Source organism: Streptomyces sp. NPDC107538 (assembly GCF_055657445.1).
This window is the reverse complement of the sequence record NZ_JBVKAY010000007.1, coordinates 501,720-519,627: the sequence shown is the minus strand read 5'-3', so window position 1 is coordinate 519,627 and position 17,908 is coordinate 501,720. Positions and strand designations below refer to the sequence as shown.

At 72.6% G+C, this 17,908-nt stretch carries 16 protein-coding genes and 1 pseudogene; 4 read left to right on the top strand and 13 right to left on the bottom strand.

The window, feature by feature from the left end:
- Positions 1-12: 12 nt before the first annotated feature.
- On the bottom strand, positions 13-1,155 hold the full coding sequence (locus ACZ7MG_RS26900; RefSeq protein ID WP_471381209.1) for an acyl-CoA dehydrogenase family protein: 1,143 nt from the start codon (positions 1,153-1,155) through the stop codon (positions 13-15).
- 107 nt (positions 1,156-1,262) lie between these two features.
- Positions 1,263-1,907, bottom strand: a complete 645-nt coding sequence (locus tag ACZ7MG_RS26895; RefSeq protein ID WP_471381207.1) for an SgcJ/EcaC family oxidoreductase — start codon at positions 1,905-1,907, stop codon at positions 1,263-1,265.
- Between the two features lie 180 nt (positions 1,908-2,087).
- On the opposite strand from ACZ7MG_RS26895, the gene ACZ7MG_RS26890 reads away from it, so the two are divergent.
- From ACZ7MG_RS26890 to ACZ7MG_RS26875, 4 genes are read left to right on the top strand one after another with little or no spacing between them, the layout of a single operon-like run.
- The gene (locus tag ACZ7MG_RS26890) at positions 2,088-3,413 is read left to right on the top strand and encodes a sensor histidine kinase (protein WP_471381205.1); all 1,326 of its coding nucleotides are present in this window, start codon (positions 2,088-2,090) and stop codon (positions 3,411-3,413) included.
- A 56-nt stretch (positions 3,414-3,469) separates the two neighbouring features.
- On the top strand, positions 3,470-4,165 hold the full coding sequence (locus tag ACZ7MG_RS26885) for a response regulator (RefSeq protein WP_471381203.1): 696 nt from the start codon (positions 3,470-3,472) through the stop codon (positions 4,163-4,165).
- A gap of 58 nt (positions 4,166-4,223) precedes the next feature.
- Positions 4,224-4,502, top strand: coding sequence for a hypothetical protein (locus tag ACZ7MG_RS26880; RefSeq protein WP_471381201.1), 279 nt, complete (start codon positions 4,224-4,226; stop codon positions 4,500-4,502).
- Positions 4,503-4,557: 55 nt separating this feature from the next.
- Positions 4,558-5,430 carry an SAM-dependent methyltransferase gene (locus ACZ7MG_RS26875; protein WP_471381200.1) on the top strand — a complete coding sequence of 291 codons (873 nt, stop codon included), beginning with the start codon at positions 4,558-4,560 and terminating at the stop codon, positions 5,428-5,430.
- Positions 5,431-5,466: 36 nt separating this feature from the next.
- On the opposite strand, the gene ACZ7MG_RS26870 is transcribed toward ACZ7MG_RS26875, so the two are convergent.
- The 11 genes and pseudogenes from ACZ7MG_RS26870 to ACZ7MG_RS26820 form a co-directional block, all read right to left on the bottom strand.
- Positions 5,467-5,859, bottom strand: a complete 393-nt coding sequence (locus tag ACZ7MG_RS26870; protein WP_471381197.1) for an amidohydrolase family protein — start codon at positions 5,857-5,859, stop codon at positions 5,467-5,469.
- A gap of 28 nt (positions 5,860-5,887) precedes the next feature.
- Complete coding sequence (locus ACZ7MG_RS26865; protein ID WP_471381196.1) at positions 5,888-7,675, bottom strand: ABC transporter permease subunit; 1,788 nt, start codon at positions 7,673-7,675, stop codon at positions 5,888-5,890.
- Between the two features lie 6 nt (positions 7,676-7,681).
- Entirely contained in the window at positions 7,682-9,208 is a 1,527-nt protein-coding gene (locus ACZ7MG_RS26860) for an ABC transporter substrate-binding protein (RefSeq protein WP_471381193.1), read from the bottom strand.
- A 134-nt stretch (positions 9,209-9,342) separates the two neighbouring features.
- Positions 9,343-9,648: pseudogene (locus ACZ7MG_RS26855) on the bottom strand (glycosyltransferase); the annotation flags it as partial.
- A gap of 159 nt (positions 9,649-9,807) precedes the next feature.
- Positions 9,808-10,743 (bottom strand): formate dehydrogenase accessory sulfurtransferase FdhD, encoded by a 936-nt coding sequence (fdhD, locus tag ACZ7MG_RS26850; protein ID WP_471381191.1) that lies wholly within the window; start codon positions 10,741-10,743, stop codon positions 9,808-9,810.
- 51 nt (positions 10,744-10,794) lie between these two features.
- Complete coding sequence (locus ACZ7MG_RS26845) at positions 10,795-12,177, bottom strand: L-serine ammonia-lyase (RefSeq protein ID WP_471381188.1); 1,383 nt, start codon at positions 12,175-12,177, stop codon at positions 10,795-10,797.
- Between the two features lie 87 nt (positions 12,178-12,264).
- Positions 12,265-13,524 (bottom strand): serine hydroxymethyltransferase, encoded by a 1,260-nt coding sequence (glyA, locus tag ACZ7MG_RS26840; RefSeq protein ID WP_471381186.1) that lies wholly within the window; start codon positions 13,522-13,524, stop codon positions 12,265-12,267.
- Positions 13,525-13,603: 79 nt separating this feature from the next.
- Positions 13,604-14,794 carry an NAD(P)/FAD-dependent oxidoreductase gene (locus tag ACZ7MG_RS26835; protein ID WP_471381184.1) on the bottom strand — a complete coding sequence of 397 codons (1,191 nt, stop codon included), beginning with the start codon at positions 14,792-14,794 and terminating at the stop codon, positions 13,604-13,606.
- A 101-nt stretch (positions 14,795-14,895) separates the two neighbouring features.
- Positions 14,896-16,029 (bottom strand): aromatic ring-hydroxylating oxygenase subunit alpha, encoded by a 1,134-nt coding sequence (locus tag ACZ7MG_RS26830; protein WP_471381181.1) that lies wholly within the window; start codon positions 16,027-16,029, stop codon positions 14,896-14,898.
- Positions 16,030-16,095: 66 nt separating this feature from the next.
- Positions 16,096-16,728: an MBL fold metallo-hydrolase gene (locus ACZ7MG_RS26825; protein WP_471381180.1), complete on the bottom strand. Its 633-nt coding sequence runs from the start codon at positions 16,726-16,728 to the stop codon at positions 16,096-16,098.
- Positions 16,725-17,810 (bottom strand): S-(hydroxymethyl)mycothiol dehydrogenase, encoded by a 1,086-nt coding sequence (locus ACZ7MG_RS26820; protein ID WP_471381177.1) that lies wholly within the window; start codon positions 17,808-17,810, stop codon positions 16,725-16,727. The genes ACZ7MG_RS26825 and ACZ7MG_RS26820 overlap by 4 nt, the downstream gene beginning before the upstream one ends.
- Between the last annotated feature and the right edge of the window lie 98 nt (positions 17,811-17,908).

Genomic DNA, 17,908 nt, shown 5'->3' with positions numbered 1-17,908 from the left:
CACATGGTGGACTCACAGGTAGCCGGGGAAGGGCTCGACACCCATGAGGACCGCGCCCGCGCCGTCGTACATACCTTCCTGGAGGAAGGCGTGCTGCGGTACGACCGACGCGTCGCGCAGGTACCGCTGCAGGGGGCTCGTCTCGTCGACGGCGTCGATGCCGCCGAGTTGGTAGGCGTCGCGTACGACCTCGAAGGACGTCCTGGCGAGATGCGCGGAGGCCAGACGCAGGGCGCTCGCCTGCCCTGCGGTCGCGGGGTCGCCCGCCCGGACCGTGGCCCAGGCCTCCTCCGTGGCCTCGTAGAAGAAGGCGCGGGCGGACCGCAGTCGGGCCTCGGCGCGGCCGACCGCGATGCGGTAGGTGGCGCGTTCGGCCGGCTTGGGGGCGCCGGTGTAGCCGGGCCGGGCGCCGTGCGCGATGACATGGTCGAGGGCGGCACGGGCGATGCCGAGGCCGACGACCGCCAGGACCTGGGAGGCGTACGGGACGGTCGGGTAGCGGTAGAGGGGTTCGTCGACGGTGGCCGCGCCGCCGCGGACGAACGTCCATTCCTCGGGCACGACCTGCCCGTCGACCACCAGGTCATGGCTGCCGGTGCCGCGCAGACCGACGACGTCCCAGTTCTCGGCGATCCTCACCCGGTCGGGGCGCAGTACGGCGGTGAGGGGCCGGGGGTCGGCGTGGCCTGGGCGGCGCGGCCGTCCGGCCCGCTCCGCGCCGGCCCTGATGCCCACGCCGAGGACGTCGGCGCCCGTGCAGCCGCTGGCGAACCTCCAGCGGCCCGTGACCCGGTAGCCGCCCGCCACCCGCTCGGCGGGCTGGACGGGGAACAGGCCGCCGGCGAAGACGACATCGGGTCCGTCGGCGTACAACTCGGCCTGGGTGTCGAGCGGCAGCGCGGCCAGATAGACCAGGGCCGACCCGAAGCTCGCGACCCAGCCGGCGGAGCCGTCGACGACCGAGATCCGTTCGACGAGACGGAGGAACTCGGCGGGCGGCAGGGCGTCGCCGCCGAATCGCGCCGGTGCGCTCGCCCGGTAGAGTCCCGCCTCCTTGAAGACGGCGATCACGTCACGCGGGATGTGCCGCTTCTCCTCGAACTCGGCCCGCCGCTCCCCCACCACCGCCAGCACCCGGTCCAGGGTCCGTGCCATGAGAGTCCCCCTCGCGTCGCCAGGTGTTTCGTTCACCCAACTCTCTCTCATTCGACGGGACTTGGCCGACGGGAGGGCGAGACGGTGGTACTGCCGACACCCGCGAGTCAGGGGCGCGGCGGCGGCAGGAGGCCTTGGACCCGGGTGTTCTGGAAGGAGACGAGTTCCCAGCCGCGCTCCCGGTGGGCGGCCACATAGGTCTGGACGGAGTGGCTGTCCGGACGGCACTCCGGCTCACCGGGGTTGGCGACACAGCCGGTGGTGATCATCACGGCGGTGTCGGGCGTCGGGTGGCGCAGGGTCACGGGCACCTCGGTGAAGACCAGGCGGGTCCCTTTCGTGTACTCGTCGAAGTAGAGCTGGAAGTTGCGCGCCATCTCCGGGCGGCCGCGCAGATGGGTGCCGTCGAAGGTGATGAACTCGGCGTCCTCGGCATAGGTGTTGGCGAAGGCGGTGCCGTCGCCCCGGTTCCACGCGCCCGCCTGGCGCTGGAGGAGCCGCTTGAGCTGCGGCAGGGCGGATCGGGCGGGGTGGGTGCGCGCGTCGGACACGGTGGATTCGGTGCGCGTGATGGATGTGGTGGGTTCGGCGGGGGCGGCGGTGGATCCGGTCGCCGCGTTCGCGCCTGTGGCGAGGGTGAACAGGAGGGCTGCGGCCAGGGCGAGGGCAGGGGTAGGGGCAGGGGGACGGCGGAGGCCGGGTGTCCGTCGAGCGGTTCGGCGGTCGTACGGCGTGGGCGTGCGTGGCGTCATGTCGGGGCTCCTTCGGGCGAGTTGGGGTTCCGGCCCTGCGTGGGCCGGTTCGGATCGCCACCAGCGTGGGGGCGCGCCCGCCTGGCGGACCATCTGCCGTGTGGGGGAAACCGGCCGCCGGGCGGCCTCTGCCGTTCGGCGGATCGCGGCGCGTCCACCGCCCGGGGTACGTTGAGCGGCATGTCCGTGGGAGGGCGGGAGCGGCCGTGGCCGCCGGCATCGGGGGCGGCGGCCGTGGGGGTGCCGGCCCTGGTGGGCGCCCTGGCCGCCGTGGGCGTGGCCACCGCCGGTCCACTCGCCCCGCTCCCCGCCGTGGTCGCCGTGTCGGTGGTCGTCGTCCTCGGCGTACTCCCCGAACGCGCCCGGCCCTGGACGGCGGCGCTCGCCGTGCTCGCCGCGCTGGTCTCGGCCGGGGTGACGCCGGTCCTGCTCGCCGGTGGCGGGGTGAACTTCCCGATCGGGGCGTGGGGCGTGGTCGAGGCCGGGGCGCTCCTGGTCCTGACGATGCAGGTGGCCCGGCGGACGGTGGCGCCGGTCCGGGCCGCGGGGGCCGTCGCGGTGCTCTGTGTGGCCGAGGCCGGGCTGATGGTACGGGTGGTGTGGCCCGAGTCGCTGCCCAACATGCTGCTGACGACGGCGTACTGGTCGCTGGGGGCCGGAGTCGCCGTCGCCGTGGGCCTGCGGCTGCGCACGATCGACGAGGCATGGGCCCGCTCCGTCGCGGCGGCCCGCCGGACCCAGCGGCTGGAACTCGCCCGGGATCTGCACGACTTCGTCGCCCACGACGTCACCGGCATGGTCGTCCAGGCGCAGGCCGCCGCCCATGTCCTGGACGGGCAGCCCGAGGTGGGCGCGGCCCTGAAGCGCATCGAGGAGGCGGGGCAGCGGGCGCTCGCCTCGATGGACCGGACCGTGCACATGCTGCGCGGCACGGACGGCGATCCGGGCCCCGGCCCCGGCCCCGTTCCGCCCCACCTGCCCACGCTGGCCGATCTGCCCGCCCTGGTCGGTCACTTCGCGGCCATCGGCCCCGCCAGCCCCCGGCTGAGCGTCGACCACCGGGCGGTGGCCGCGACCGACCGGGAGACGGGCACCACCGCCTACCGGGTGGTCACCGAAGCCCTGACCAACATCCGCCGGCACGCCCCCACGGCCGCTCACGTCGAGATCAGCATCGCCCGCGACGACGGCGACGACGGCGACGGCGACGGCGACGGCTCTTGGCTGACGGTCGTCGTCGCCAACGACCGTGCCCCGGCGGGCCGTCCGGACGCGGCGCGCGCCTACCCGCTCGGTGGAGCCCATCGCCGCCACGGCCTCGGCCTGATCGGCCTGGCCGAGCGGGTGGAGGCACTCGGCGGCACCCTCACGGCGGGCCCCACCGCGCCCGGCAGCTGGCGGGTCACGGCCGCCCTCCCGATGCCCGCCGCCGCGAACGCCCCCGCGCGACACCCGGACGCCGGGCACGACCACCCGGACCCGATGACCACGGAACCGGAACGTTGACCCCGGAGCCCAGACGTTGACCACGAAGCCGAGACGATGACCCCGGAGCCCAGACGATGACCACCGGCACGACGCCCGCCGCACCGATCCGGATCCTCGTGGCCGACGACCAGCGCGACATCCGTATCGGCTTCCGGATGATCCTGGACGCGCAACCCGACATGCGCACCGTGGGCGAGGCCGCCGACGGCGCCACCGCCATCGAGTGCGCCCGCCGGCTGCGGCCCGACGTCGTCCTGGCCGACATCCGGATGCCCGGACCGGACGGTCTGGAGGTCACCCGCGTCCTGGCCGGCCCCGACGCAACGGAACCGACCAAGGTCATCGTCGTCACCACGTTCGACCTCGACGCCTACGTGCACACGGCCCTGGCCAACGGCGCCTGCGGCTTCCTGCTCAAGCGTTCCGGACCCACCCTGCTCACCGAGGCGGTCCGCGCGGCCATGGCCGGTGACGTGCTCATCAGCCCGTCGGTCACCGTACGGCTGCTGCGCCATCTCGGCCCCCGCGCCGACGCCCCGCACCACCCGGGCCCGACGGAACCCCTCACCGACCGGGAGGCCGAGGTCGCGGGGCTGGTGGCGCAGGGGCGGACCAACGCGGAGATCGGCACCGCGCTCTTCATCAGCGCCGGGACCGCCAAGACCCATGTGGCCAACATCCAGCGCAAACTCGGCGCCCGCAACCGCGTCGGCATCGCCGCCTGGATGTGGCGGAACGACGCGCCCGACCGGACGGGCCGCGACCGGTAAGAGTGAACTTCCCTGGACTGTGCGGGCGTTGACCGCCGAGCAATTATGATCTTGGGTCATGACTGTGCAGAACACCGACAAGACCACCCTCTCCCGTAAGCAGCGGCTTCAGGAGAAGCAGCGCCGCCAGCTGGCCGTCGTCGACACCGTCGACAAGGCCGAGGGCAAGGTCCGCAAGGCGGAGACCGAGCTGGCCGTGGCCGTCGCCGAGGCCGTGCAGATGTTCGGCGACGAGCAGGCCGCGTCCGACGCGCTCGACATGTCGGTCGGAGCGATCCAGCGCTTCCTGCACATGGCCAAGGACGAGGCGGCCGACGCCGCTGCGACGGCACAATGACGCCACGTCACGCCGCGGCGGGCACCAACTGCCCGCCGCCGTAGCATCCTTGGGCGTGCGAGGAGGAGAGGACGACGTGGACGTGAGCGAGCAGCAGCCCGACGACACCCCGCAGCCGCGCCCCGACACCGGTACGGACCCGCAGCGGCGCCCCGACACCGGTACGGCGCACAACGCCCGCGTCTGGAACTACTGGCAGGGCGGCACGGACAACTACGAGGTCGACCGGCAGGTCGGTGACCAGGTCGCCGGTCTGATCCCCGTCATCCGTGACATCGCCTCCGCCGACCGGCGCTTCCTCGTCCGCGCCGTACGCCATCTCGCCGAGGAGCAGGGGATACGCCAGTTCCTCGACATCGGCACCGGTCTGCCCGCCCTGGAGAACACCCACGAGATCGCCCAGCGCGTCGCGCCCGCGTCGAGGGTGGTGTACGTCGACAACGACCCGGTGGTGCTCGCGTACGCCCGGACCCGGCTGAGCAGTACCGAGGAGGGCGCCGCCGTCTACCTCGACGCCGACGCGCGCGACCCGGACACCATCCTCGACATCGCCGCCCGCACCCTCGACTTCGGTGAGCCCGTCGCCCTGATGCTGCTCGGCATCCTGAACTTCGTCCTCGACGACACCGAGGCCCTGGACATCGCGCACCGGCTCCTGGCCCCGCTCGCCCCGGGCAGCTTCCTGGTGCTGACGCACCCCACCACCGAGCCCGAACTCGGCGGCGACCTCCAGCTGGAGGCGATGGAGTTCTGGAACGCCCACGCGAAGCCGCCGGTCACCGCACGCGGCGTCAAGGACGTCGGCCGGTACTTCGACGGCCTCACGCTCCTGGACCCGGGCCTCGTCTCCTGCTCCCTGTGGCGCCCCGACCCCGGCGACGAGCCCGTGGTCGTACCCCAGTTGGGGGCCGTGGCCCGGAAACCCTGACAGCAGTCCTGACAGCCGCCCGCGCTTCGCGCGGGGTCAGGGCCGGGCGAGCCGGGGGACGAGCTGTTCGGCGTTGCCGCGGTTGACGGCGTGCAACTCCCCCGGCTCCCCGTGCGGGTAGTCGTCCAGGCCGCTGTCGAAGCCGGTGGCCCACTGCTCGGGCAGCATGGGGAAGTCGCTGCCGTACAGGACCTGTCCGGGCGCGGCGAAGGCGAGCAGGGAGGGCAGGGCGGCCGGGCCCGCGGAGATGGCGGTGTCGAAGTAGAAGCTCCGGAGGTCGCTCAGCAGTTCCTCGGGCGTGGACACGGGGTGGACCTGGGCGGCGACGGCGAAGCGGTGGGCGGCGTAGGGCAAGAAGCCCCCGGCGTGCGGCAGGATCAGCGGGCCGGGCCGCCCCCGGACAGCCGGTACGCCCCGCCGCCGAACCACCCGGGCGGCCCAGCCACTCCCCGTCCGGTCAGGCGGGCGCGGGCCCCGGGGTGCGACGGCGGGTTCGGGGGCCGCTCCACGCCGTGGTGGAGAGGGAGAGGACGGAGAGGAGGACGAGGGCGGCGGCGGGGCCGAGGAGGGTCCAGGGGGCCAGCTCCGCGTAGGGCTGGTTCTCGGCGAGGAGGCGGCCCCACTCCGGGGTGGGCGGCTGTTCGCCGAGGCCGAGGAAGCCGAGGGAAGCCAGGACGAGGACCGTGGTGGGCAGGCGCAGCAGCGCGTTACGTACGAGGGCGGGCAGGACCGCGGGCAGCAGATGGTGGCGCAGGAGGTGGGCGGGGCCGGCGCCGTAGGAGAGCGCGGCGAGCAGATGGCCGCTGGCCCGCTCCTGTTCGAGAAGGGCGGCGGCCTGGGCGGCGTACGGGGTCCAGGCGACCAGGCACACCGCGCAGGCGGCGCCCCAGACGGACGGTCCGGTCACCGCGGTGGTGAGGAGGCCGGCGAGGACGGCCGGCACGGTCGATGCCACTTCGGTCAGGCCCGCCCCCAGTTGTGCGGTCGTCCCGATCAGCAGGCCGAGGAGGGCGCTGACGACGGTCACCGCGAGGGCCGCGCCGACCGTGCGCAGGGCGCCGTGGCCGAGCCGGGCCAGCAGGTCACGGCCGAGGGAGTCGGTGCCGAGGGGGTGCGCGGTCGAGGGCGGCAGCAGCCGGGCCGTCGTCTCCACCGCCAGGGGGTCGCGCAGCAGGCCCGCCACGACCAGGGCGAGCAGGACGGTGGCGCAGCCCCCGATGATCCAGGGCAGCGACCGGGTCCGTACGAGCGCGGGCGGGTGCAGGGCGGGCAGGGCGCCGTCGCGCAGGGCGGGGCCGAGCAGGGCGTGCCGGGTCGCCTGGATCAGGAAGCCGGCGCAGACGCCGAGCAGGACCAGGGCGAGGGTCGCGGTCTGCAGCGGCGGCAGGTCCTGGGCGGTGGCCGCGTCCAGCGCGAGCCGGCCGAGGCCGGGGATGTTGAAGATCTTCTCGACCGCGACCGCGCCGCCGACCAGGGCGACGACGGTCGGCAGGAGTTGCGGGAGCACTCCGGCGAGGGCCCGGCGCAGCGCGGTGCGGGCGATCCGGCCGCCCGGGTGGCCGAAGGCGCGCCAGGTCCGGGCCCAGGGCTCGTTGAAGGCGGCGGGCAGCGACTGGTCGAGCAGTCCGCCGATCATCGCCCCGGAGGGCACGCCGAGGGCGAGCGCCGGCAGGACCATCGACTGCGGCCCCTCCCAGCCCTGCGAGGGGAACCAGCCCAGCCACACCCCGAACACGGTCGCCAGCAGGGAGGCGAGCAGGAACTTGGGCAGCGCGGCGAGGACGGCGGCCGCCGCGCCCGCGCGTCTCCGCCGCAGCTTTCGCCGGGAGCCGAGGTGGAGGGTGCGGGCGCAGACCAGGGCGGCCACCACCAGGGTGACCACCAGCGCGCCGAGCATGAGCGTGACGGAGACCCCGAGGGCCGTCAGCACCTGCGGCAGCACCGGTTCACCGGACACCCAGGAGGTGCCCGCGTCCCCGTGCGCCAGTCCGTCCAGCCACCGCGAGAAGTGGACGAACGGCCCTTCGTCCAGGCCCAGTCGCTCGCGTACGGCGGTCAACTGGGCCGGGGTCGGGTCCTGGTCGGCGGAGCGGGCACGCAGCACGGTCAGCGCGGGGTCGACGCCGGAGAGCCAGGGCAGGAAGGCGACGGCCGCCAGCAGCGCGCCTCCCGCGACGGCGCGGCCGGCCCCCGCGCGCCACCGGGTCGGGAGGCTCCGGGCACCGGCCGGCGACGTGATGCTCATCGGTGGTTACTTCAGCCGGGTGTCGACATCGACGAGGGAACGCTCACGGGGGTCGAGGAGGACGCCCTCGACCTTGTCGGAGATGCCCTGGACGACCTTCTCGTGGACCAGCGGCACGACGGCGTCGGTGCGCAGGATCTCGGCCTCTGCCCGCATGATCTTCTTCTGCCGTTCGGCCGTGTCGCCTTCCTGGGCGGCGGACTTGATGGCCGCGTCGACCTTCGCGTCCTTCAGGCCGGCGATGTTGTAGACGCCGTCTCCGGTGTAGTCGCTGGCGAGGTAGGCGACCGCGTCGCCGGTGTCGAGGAGGGTGACCCGGGAGAAGACGAGGGCGTCGTACTTGCCGGCGAGGAGGTCGGCCTCCATCTGCGTGTACTCGCGCACGTCCTGCTTGACCGTGAACCCGGCCTTCTCCAGCTGCTGTTGGAGGACGGTGGCGGCCTCGGGGAGTTCGGCGCGGTTGGTGTAGGTGGCCAGGCGCAGCGTCCTGCCCTTGGTCTCCGTCCTCACCTGCGCGGTGGTCGCGGCCTTCGCGCGGCCGGTGACCTCGACGCGCTGGTCGGCGGCCCAGGGGACGGCGGGACCGAACAGGCCCTGGGCGGGGTCGGCGTAGCCGCCGAAGACGGAGTCGACGAGGACACCGCCGTCCACGGCCTCGCGGGCGGCGGCCCGCAGCCCGGCGTCGGTGAACAGGCCGCCGCCGGTGTTGAGGATCAGGCTGTCGGTGCGCACGGAGGGCACCTCGTGGCGGGTGTTCTCGTCGAGGAGCTTCGCCTGGGCGGTGGGGATCCACTCGGCGATGTCGACGTCTCCGCCGCGCAGGGCGCCCGCGCGAGCGGTGCCGTCGGCGATCCAACTGACGTCGATGCCGGAGGCCTTGGCCTTGCCGCCCCAGTAGCCGTCGTAGCGGCTGAGCGTGGCCTTGGTCTTCCCGGTGAGCTTGGTGATCTCGAAGGGGCCGGTGCCGGTGCCGACGGGGCTGACGGTGCCGTCGGCGGCGTACGCCTTCTCGGCGAGGATGCCGAGGGCGGGGCTGGCGAGCCGCAGCGGGAGGACCGGGTCGGCGGCCTTGGTGGTGAGGGTGACGGTGTCGGTGTCGTCGGCCTCGGCCGTCAGGGTCACATCGCTGAGCACCCGGGGCTTGGTCTCGGCCTCGTTGGCGTGGTCGAGGGCGTTGACGACCGTCTCCGCGGTGACGTCGGTGCCGTCCTGGAAGGTGGCCTTCCGCAGTTCGAACACCCAGGTCGTGGCGTTCTTCCGCATCCAGGACTTGGCCAGGGCGGGTGCGGCGGCGCCGTCCTCGTCCAGGGCGGTGAGTCCTTCGGCCACGGAGAGCTTGCTGAGCACGGTGGCGTCGTTGCTGTAGGGCGACAGGGCCTGCACCGGCGGCACCGCGAGGGCTATGCGCAGCCGGCCCGCGGCTCCCGACCCGCCGCTCGCGCCGGACCCCTCCTCGCCTGCGGCGAAGCAACCGGCCAGCAGCGGGGTGAGGGTGAGGGCTGCCAGGAGGCGGCGGGGGGTGGGGGTGCGCATGGTGGTCCTGTCTTACGGGGGCGGATCAAGGATGAATATAAGGCAAGCCTTACCAACCCTTACAGGTGGGTGCGTACGGCACGGTCGGTGCCCCTTCGAGCGGAAGGGCGTGCCACCGACGGCGGAGCCCCTGCTCAGCCCCGCCGGGACCGGCGTTCCCACAGGGCCGAGGTGTAGACCTCGGCCGCCGCCGCGGCGGCCGAGGCCCAGCCGAAGGAGCGGGCGTGCCGGACCACCGCTTCGCTCATCCGGGCCGCGCGGGCGGGGTCGTCGGCGAAACCGGACAGCGCCCGCGCGTAGTCGGCGGGGTCGTGCCCCGGTACGAGCACACCGCTCACCCCGTCACGTACGGCCACCGGCAGGCCACCGACCCGGGCGGCGATCCCCGGGGTGCCGCAGGCCTGGGCCTCGACGGCCACCAGGCCGAAGGACTCGCTGTGGAGAGCCAGTAGGGGGAGTGCGCCAGGTCGTAGTGGCCGGGGCGATGACCGGCTCGACGATACAGACGTTCATCCCGCCCGCGTCGCCGGTGCCCGGCTGGTGCAGCGGTGAGGTGTGCACGCTGAGCATGGCGACGCGGTGGAGTGCGTCGCGCCAGGTCATGTGTCGGCTCCGGCCGGGTCCTTGGCCCTGGCCCCAATCCCAGCCCCAGCCCCAGCCCCAGCCCCAGCCCCTGCACCTGCACCGGCACCGGCACCGGCACCGGCCCGCAGGTCGAGGCGGTGGTCGCCCGCGTACACGTTCATGGAGGTGCCGCGCAGGAAGCCGACGAGCGTGAGTCCGGTCTCCGTGGCCAGGTCCACCGCGAGGGAGGACGGCGCGGAGACGGACGCCAGCAGGGGGATGCCCGCCATGACGGCCTTCTGGGCGAGTTCGAAGGACGCGCGTCCGGAGACCAGCAGGAGGGTGCGGGACAGCGGCAGCGCACCGGACCGGAGGGCGCGGCCGATGATTTTGTCGACGGCGTTGTGCCGGCCGACGTCCTCCCGCAGGTCCAGCAGGTCGCCCTCGGGCGAGAACAGCCCGGCCGCGTGCAGTCCGCCGGTCCGGTCGAACACCCGTTGCGCGGACCGCAGTCGGTCGGGCAGGAGGGCCAACAGGCCGGGGGTGACCCGGACTTGGGGTGTGTCGGCGAGGGGCCAGGCCGCGGTGGTCCGTACGGCGTCGAGGCTGGCCTTTCCGCACAGGCCGCACGACGACGTGGTGTACACGTTGCGTTCCAGCGTGATGTCGGGCAGCGGCACACCGGGGGCGAGCCGGACATCGACGACGTTGTAGGTGTTCCCGCCGTCCTGGGTGGCGCCCGCGCAGTACACGATGTTCGCCACGTCCGAGGCCCGGCTCACGACGCCCTCGCTCACCAGGAACCCGGCGGCGAGGGCGAAGTCGTCGCCGGGTGTGCGCATGGTGATGGCAAGTGGCCTGCCGTTGAGGCGGATCTCCATCGGCTCTTCCGCGACCAGGGTGTCGGGGCGGGTGTTCGGTTCCCCGTCCCGGATCCGCAGTACGCGCCGTCGTTCGGTGACCCGTCCCATGGCCTCACTCCCAGTTCTGCCGTCGGGGCCGCGCCCGGTGCTCCGCCGCGCTCAGCACTCGATGACGTTGACGGCGAGGCCGCCGCGGGCGGTCTCCTTGTACTTGACCTTCATGTCGGCGCCGGTCTCCTTCATGGTCTTGATGACCTTGTCGAGGGAGACGTGGTGTCGGCCGTCGCCGCGCAGCGCCATACGGGCGGCGGTGACCGCCTTCACCGCAGCCATGCCGTTGCGTTCGATGCAGGGGATCTGGACGAGACCGCCGACGGGGTCGCAGGTCAGGCCGAGGTTGTGCTCCATGCCGATCTCGGCGGCGTTCTCCACCTGTTCGGGGCTGCCGCCCATGACCTCGGCGAGGCCCCCGGCGGCCATGGAGCAGGCCGAACCGACCTCACCCTGGCAGCCGACCTCGGCGCCGGAGATGGAGGCGTTCTCCTTGAAGAGCAGCCCGATGGCACCGGCGGCGAGCAGGAACCGCACGATGCCCTCGTCGTCGGCGCCCGGCACGAACTCCAGGAAGTAGTGGAGGACGGCCGGGATGATGCCGGCCGCGCCGTTCGTCGGCGCGGTGACGACGCGGCCCCCGGCGGCGTTCTCCTCGTTCACGGCCATGGCGTAGAGGGTGATCCACTCCATGGCGCGGGCCAGCGGGTCGCCCTCGCTGCGCAGGGCGCGCGCCGCCGCGGCGGCCCGGCGGCGGACCTTCAGACCGCCGGGGAGGATGCCCTCGCGGCCCAGGCCACGTGCGATGCACGCCTCCATGACGTCCCAGATCTCCAGCAGGCCCGCGCGGATCTCCTCCTCGGTGCGCCAGGCCCGCTCGTTCTCCAGCATCAGCGCGGAGATGGACAGGCCGGTCTCCCGGGTGAGCCGCAGCAGTTCGTCACCCGTGCTGAACGGGTGCGGCAGCACGGTGTCGTCGAGCTTGATGCGGTCCGCGCCGGCGGCCTCCTCGTCGACCACGAAGCCGCCGCCGACGGAGTAGTACGTCTTCTCCAGCAGCGGCGCCCCGTCGGCGTCGTACGCGAAGAGGATCATGCCGTTGGCGTGGTACGGCAGGGACCGCCTGCGGTGCAGGACCACGTCGTCGGCGGTGTCGAGGGCGATCTCGTGGGCGGGGCCGATCTCGGCGCCGAGGAGACGGATGCGCCCGGTGGCGCGGATCCGCTCGACGTCCAGGTCGGCCTGGGCGACGTCGACCGTGTGCGGCTCGTTGCCCTCCAGGCCGAGCAACACCGCCTTGGGAGTGCCGTGGCCGTGGCCGGTGGCACCGAGGGAACCGAACAACTCCGCCCGCACGGCGGCGGTCTGGGCCAGCGCGCCGTCCTGCTTCAGCCGCCTGACGAACATCCCGGCGGCACGCATCGGGCCCACGGTGTGCGAGCTGGACGGCCCGATGCCGATGGAGAACAGGTCGAAGACGCTGATTGCCACGCCACGCTCCGTGGAGTTGGAGGGGACGTGCCGATCGGTGCCGGCACGCCCTCTGCGGGAGGTTGTCGGTGAGGGCCGCGACAGGCCCTACAGGCCGGGGTACAGCGGGTGCTTGTCGGCCAGGACCTTGACCCTGGCCTTGAGCGCCTCCGCGTCGTACGACGGCTTGAGGGTCTCGGCGATGACGTCGGCGACCTCGGTGAAGTCCTCGGCGGTGAAGCCGCGGGTGGCCAGGGCGGGGGTGCCGATGCGGAGGCCGGAGGTGACCATCGGCGGGCGCGGGTCGTTGGGGACCGCGTTGCGGTTGACGGTGATGCCGACCTCGTGGAGGCGGTCCTCGGCCTGCTGTCCGTCCAGCTCGGAGTTGCGCAGGTCGACCAGGAGCAGGTGGACGTCGGTGCCGCCGGACAGCACGTCGACCCCGGCCTCGCGGGCGTCAGGAGCCGTCAGCCGGTCCGCCAGGATCTTCGCGCCCTCGACCGTCCGCCGCTGCCGCTCCTTGAACTCCTCGCTCGCCGCGACCTTGAAGGACACCGCCTTCGCCGCGATGACATGCTCCAGCGGACCGCCCTGGAAGCCGGGGAAGACAGAGGAGTTGAGCTTCTTCGCGAACTCCTTGCCGCGGGCGAGGATGATGCCGCCGCGCGGTCCGCCGAGCGTCTTGTGGGTGGTGGACGTGACCACATCCGCGTACGGCACGGGGTTGGGGTGCAGCCCGGCAGCCACCAGGCCCGCGAAGTGCGCCATGTCGACCCACAGGTAGGCGCCGACCTCGTCGGCGATCCGGCGGAACTCCGCGAAGTCCAGCTGACGCGGGTACGCCGACCAGCCCGCGATGATCACCTTCGGGTTGTGGGCCTTGGCGAGCTGCTCGACCTCGTCCATGTCGACCAGACCGGAGTCGTCCACGTGGTAGGGCACGACGTTGAACTGCTTGCCCGAGAAGTTGATCCGCATGCCGTGGGTGAGGTGGCCACCGTGCGCCAGGTCCAACCCGAGGATCGTGTCGCCGGGCTGGGCCAGCGCGAACAGGGCGGCCTGGTTGGCGGAGGCCCCCGAGTGCGGCTGGACGTTGGCGTACTCGGCGCCGAACAGCTCCTTCACCCGGTCGATGGCGACCTGCTCGGCGACGTCTACGTGCTCGCAGCCGCCGTAGTAGCGGCGGCCCGGGTAACCCTCGGCGTACTTGTTGGTCAGGACCGAGCCCTGCGCCTCCAGCACCGCCACCGGGGCGAAGTTCTCCGAGGCGATCATCTCCAGGGTCGACTGCTGGCGGTTCAGCTCGGCATCGACGGCGGCGGCGACCTCGGGGTCGAGGTCGTGCAGGGACTGGTTGAACAGGGTCATCGGCGGTCTCCTGTGCGGGTTCCGGAGGGAGGAGGCGAGGGCGGGACGCTCACAAGCGGGACGCTCACAAGCGGGGCGCTCAGGACACGGCGACCGCGGCTACCGCGGCGACGGGGACGAGGGTGCGGCGGAGCCGGTTGAAGAACTTCGGCTGGTTGAGGGAGAGCACGGCCACCGGGTCGCCCTGGTAGCGGTAGACGGCCGTGAAGGTACGGCTGTCCAGGTCGCCCTCGACGACCTCGGGGACGGCACCCGGGGCGACGTACCCGGCGAGCTGGATGCGTGTGCGGTACTGGTCGGACCAGAAGTACGGGGCGGTGAGCGGGGCGGGCGCGGGCACACCGGTGAGCAGGGTGCGGGCGGCGGTCTTGGCCTGTTCGGTGGCGTTGCTCCAGTGCTCGACGCGGGCGTGGCGTCCGGTGAACGGGTGGGGCCAGCGGGCCACGTCGCCGACGGCGACGACGCCGGGGACGGTGGTCGCGCCGCCGGTGTCGCACACCACGCCGTCGTCCACCAGCACTCCGGAGCCGGCGAGCCAGTCGGTGTTGGGCCGGACGCCCACGCCGACCACGACGACGTCTGCGGGCAGCACCCGTCCGTCCGCCAGCCGGACACCGGTGACCCGGTCCTCGCCGAGGAGTTCGGCGACGCCGGTGCCGCACAGCAGGTCGACGCCGTGATCGGTGTGCAGGGCGGAGCAGACCAGGCCCATCTCGCGGCCGAGTTGGCGCTCCAGCGGTACCTCGGCCGCCTCCACGACGGTGACGTGCAGGCCGAGCCGGTGGGCGGTGGAGGCCACCTCGGCGCCGATGAAGCCGGCGCCGATGACGACCAGCCTGGGCAGACCGGTCAGCAGCTCCGTCCGCAGGGCCAGGGCGTCGTCCAGGGTGCGCAGGGTGTGCACGCCGGCCAGCCCGTCGGAGCCCGGGAGGGTTCGCGGACTGGCGCCGGTGGCGACGACCACACCGTGGGTGCGCACCTGCCCGCCGCCGGTCAGGGTGACGGTCCGGGCGGCGGAGTCGAGGCGCACCGCCCGTTCGCCGAGCAGCCAGTGCACGTCCAGGTCGTCGTACTCGGCGGGGTCGCCGAGGGCGAGTGCGTCGGCGTCGACTTCGCCCTTGAGGAAGTCCTTGGACAGGGGCGGACGGTCGTAGGGAGTGTGGCGCTCCTCCCCCACGACGACGATCTCGCCGTCGTAGCCCTCCGCGCGCAGCGCGCGGACCGTGCTCAGGCCCGCCAGCGACGCTCCGACGACGGTGATGCTCCTCATGCGGGCTCCAGACGAGAGGATGTCTCACATGGCACAACGACGCGCGTTATGTGCAACATGGTTTCGGTGGATTTCTGAGGTGTCAAGGGGCCGGGGCGGGGTCAGTGCGTGGGTGCCACGTCGAGCTTGTTCTGCAGCCAGGTGTGGAACTCGCCGATGTGGTGCTCACTGGGCACCAGCACACCGCCCTTGGCGTAGGCCTTGGAGCTCATCGCCGGCTGAGTGCGCTCACAGGCGTCGAAGTCCTGCTGGTTCACCCGGTGGAAGAGCTCCACCGAACGCTCCACGTCCTTGCCGCTCTCGACGACGTGCGGCAGATACAGCCAGTCGCACTCGACGACCGTGCGGTCGGCCGCCATCGGGTACATCCGGTGGAAGATGACGTGGTCGGGCACGAGGTTGATGAACACCTGCGGCCGGACGGTGATCGCGTAGTAGCGGCGGTCCTGGTCCTCCGCGACACCCGGGATACGGTCCAGACCTTCGGAGCCGTCCACGGTGAAGCCCTGCACCTCCTCGCCGAACTCGGCGCCGTGGCCCACGTAGTACTGGGCGGCGTATCCGTCCGCGAACTCCGGCAGCACCTCGGTCAGTTCGGGGTGGATCGTGGCGCAGTGGTAGCACTCCATGAAGTTCTCGATGATGAGCTTCCAGTTCGCCTTCACGTCGTACGTGATCCGACGGCCCAGCTGGAGGTTGTCGATGTCGTAGCGGTCGATCGACTCCAGGTCGCCGAGCCGCTCGACGACCGCGCCCTGCACGTCGGCCTCGAAGGACGGCGGCTCGTCGGCCAGGCACACCCACACATAGCCGAGCCATTCCCGCACATGGACGTTGATCAGGCCGTACTCGGTCCGGTCGATGTCCGGCATCGAGGTCAGGTTGGGCGCGGCGACCAGCTTCCCGTCCAGGCCGTACGTCCAGGCGTGGTACGGACACTGGAAGGCCCGCTTGACCTCGCCGGACTCCTCCAGGCAGAGCTTCGCCCCGCGATGCCGGCAGATGTTGAGGAAGGCCTTGATCGAGCCGTCCCGGGCGCGGGAGACGAGGACGCTCTCGCGGCCGACCTGGTAGGTGCGGAAGGCGCCGGGTTTGGCCAGTTCGGAAGCGCGGGTCACGCAGAACCACATGGCCTCGAAGACCCGCTCCTGCTCCTGGACAAAGACTCCGGGGTCCGTGTAGTACTCGCCGGACAGCGTGGGGATCAGGCTGGGCGGCAGATTCGTGAGGGTCATCGAGTCACCTTCGGAAAATGTCGGGAAGCGGTGGCGGGCGGCGGGCGGTTCAGTGGCCGCGGCGGTTCAGTGGCCCCGGGTGATCCACTCGTCGAGGTGGGGCGCCTCGGCCCCGATCGTGGTGGTGTCGCCGTGACCGGTGTGGACGGTCGTACCGGCGGGGAGCGTCAGCAGCCGGTCCCGGATGGAGGCGACGATGGTGCCGAAGTCCGAGAAGGAGCGGCCGGTGGCCCCGGGGCCGCCCTGGAAGAGGGTGTCGCCGGAGAACAGGGCGTTCAGTTCGGGTGCGTGGAGGCAGACCGCGCCGGGCGAGTGGCCGGGGGTGTGCAGCACCGTCAGCTCGACGCCGGCGACGCTCAGGGTCTCGCCCGCGACCAGTGCGCGGAACTCGGGCGCGTCCTCGCCGTGCGCCATCTTCCACAGGACGGTGTCGTCCGGGTGGAGCAGGATGGGCGCGTCGTGGCGGGCAGCCAGGGCCGGGGCGGCGTTGACGTGGTCGTTGTGGGCGTGGGTGCACACGATGGCGACCAGGCGGCGGTCGCCGACGGCGGCCGCGATGACGTTCGCGTCGTGGGCCGCGTCGACGACGAGGACCTCCTCGTCGTCGCCGATCAGCCAGACGTTGTTGTCGACCTCCCAGACGCCGCCGTCGAGTTCGAAGGTGCCGGAGGTGACGAGGCGCTCGATACGGGCGGTCACAGGACAACCACCGAACGCAGGACGTCGCCGTGGTGCATCTTGGCGAACGCGGCCTCGACGTCGTCCAGGCCGATGGTCTCGGTGACGAACTCGCCCAGGTCGAAGCGGCCCTGGAGGTAGAGGTCGATCAGGGCGGGGAAGTCGCGGGAGGGCAGACAGTCGCCGTACCAGGAGGACTTCAGCGCGCCACCGCGGCCGAAGACGTCCAGCAGCGGCAGTTCGAGCTTCAGCTCGGGCGTGGGCACACCCACCAGGACGGCGGTGCCGGCCAGGTCGCGGGCGTAGAAGGCCTGCTTGAAGGTCTCGGGGCGACCCACCGCGTCCACGACCACGTCGGCGCCGAAGCCGCCGGTCAGCTCGCGGATCGCCTCGACGGCGTCGGTCTTCGAGGAGTCGACGGTGTCGGTGGCGCCGAACCGCTCGGCCCACTTCAGCTTCCGCTCGTCGACGTCGACGGCGATGATGCGGCCGGCACCGGCGACCTTGGCGCCCGCGATGGCGGCCATGCCCACGCCGCCGCAGCCGATCACCGCGATGGAGTCACCGCGTCCCACGCCACCGGTGTTGACGGCGGCGCCGAACCCGGCCATCACCCCACAGCCGAGGAGCCCGGCGGCGGCCGGCGAGGCCATGGGGTCCACCTTGGTGCACTGTCCGGCGGCGACCAGGGTCTTCTCGGCGAAGGCGCCGATACCGAGGGCCGGGGAGAGCGGGGTGCCGTCGGCCAGGGTCATCGGCTGGGTGGCGTTGTGGGTGGCGAAGCAGTACCAGGGGGTGCCCCGGCGACAGGCACGGCAGGTGCCGCAGACGGCGCGCCAGTTCAGGATGACGAAGTCGCCGGGGGCGACGTCGGTGACGCCCTCGCCGACCGACTCCACCACGCCCGCCGCCTCGTGGCCGAGCAGGAACGGGAACTCGTCGTTGATCCCGCCCTCCCGGTAGTGCAGGTCGGTGTGGCAGACGCCGCAGGCCTGCACCCGTACCAGCGCCTCACCGGGGCCGGGGTCCGGCACCAGGACGGTCTCCACCGAGACCGGGGCGCCCTTCTTGCGGGCGACGACGGCGCGTACCTCGTGTGTCACGGTCGATCTCCTCGTCGGGGGAGGGAGGGGGTGGGGTGGGGTGGGGAAGGCAATCGCTTCGTCTCATATAGCGCAACCATCTTCGCTATGAGCAACGA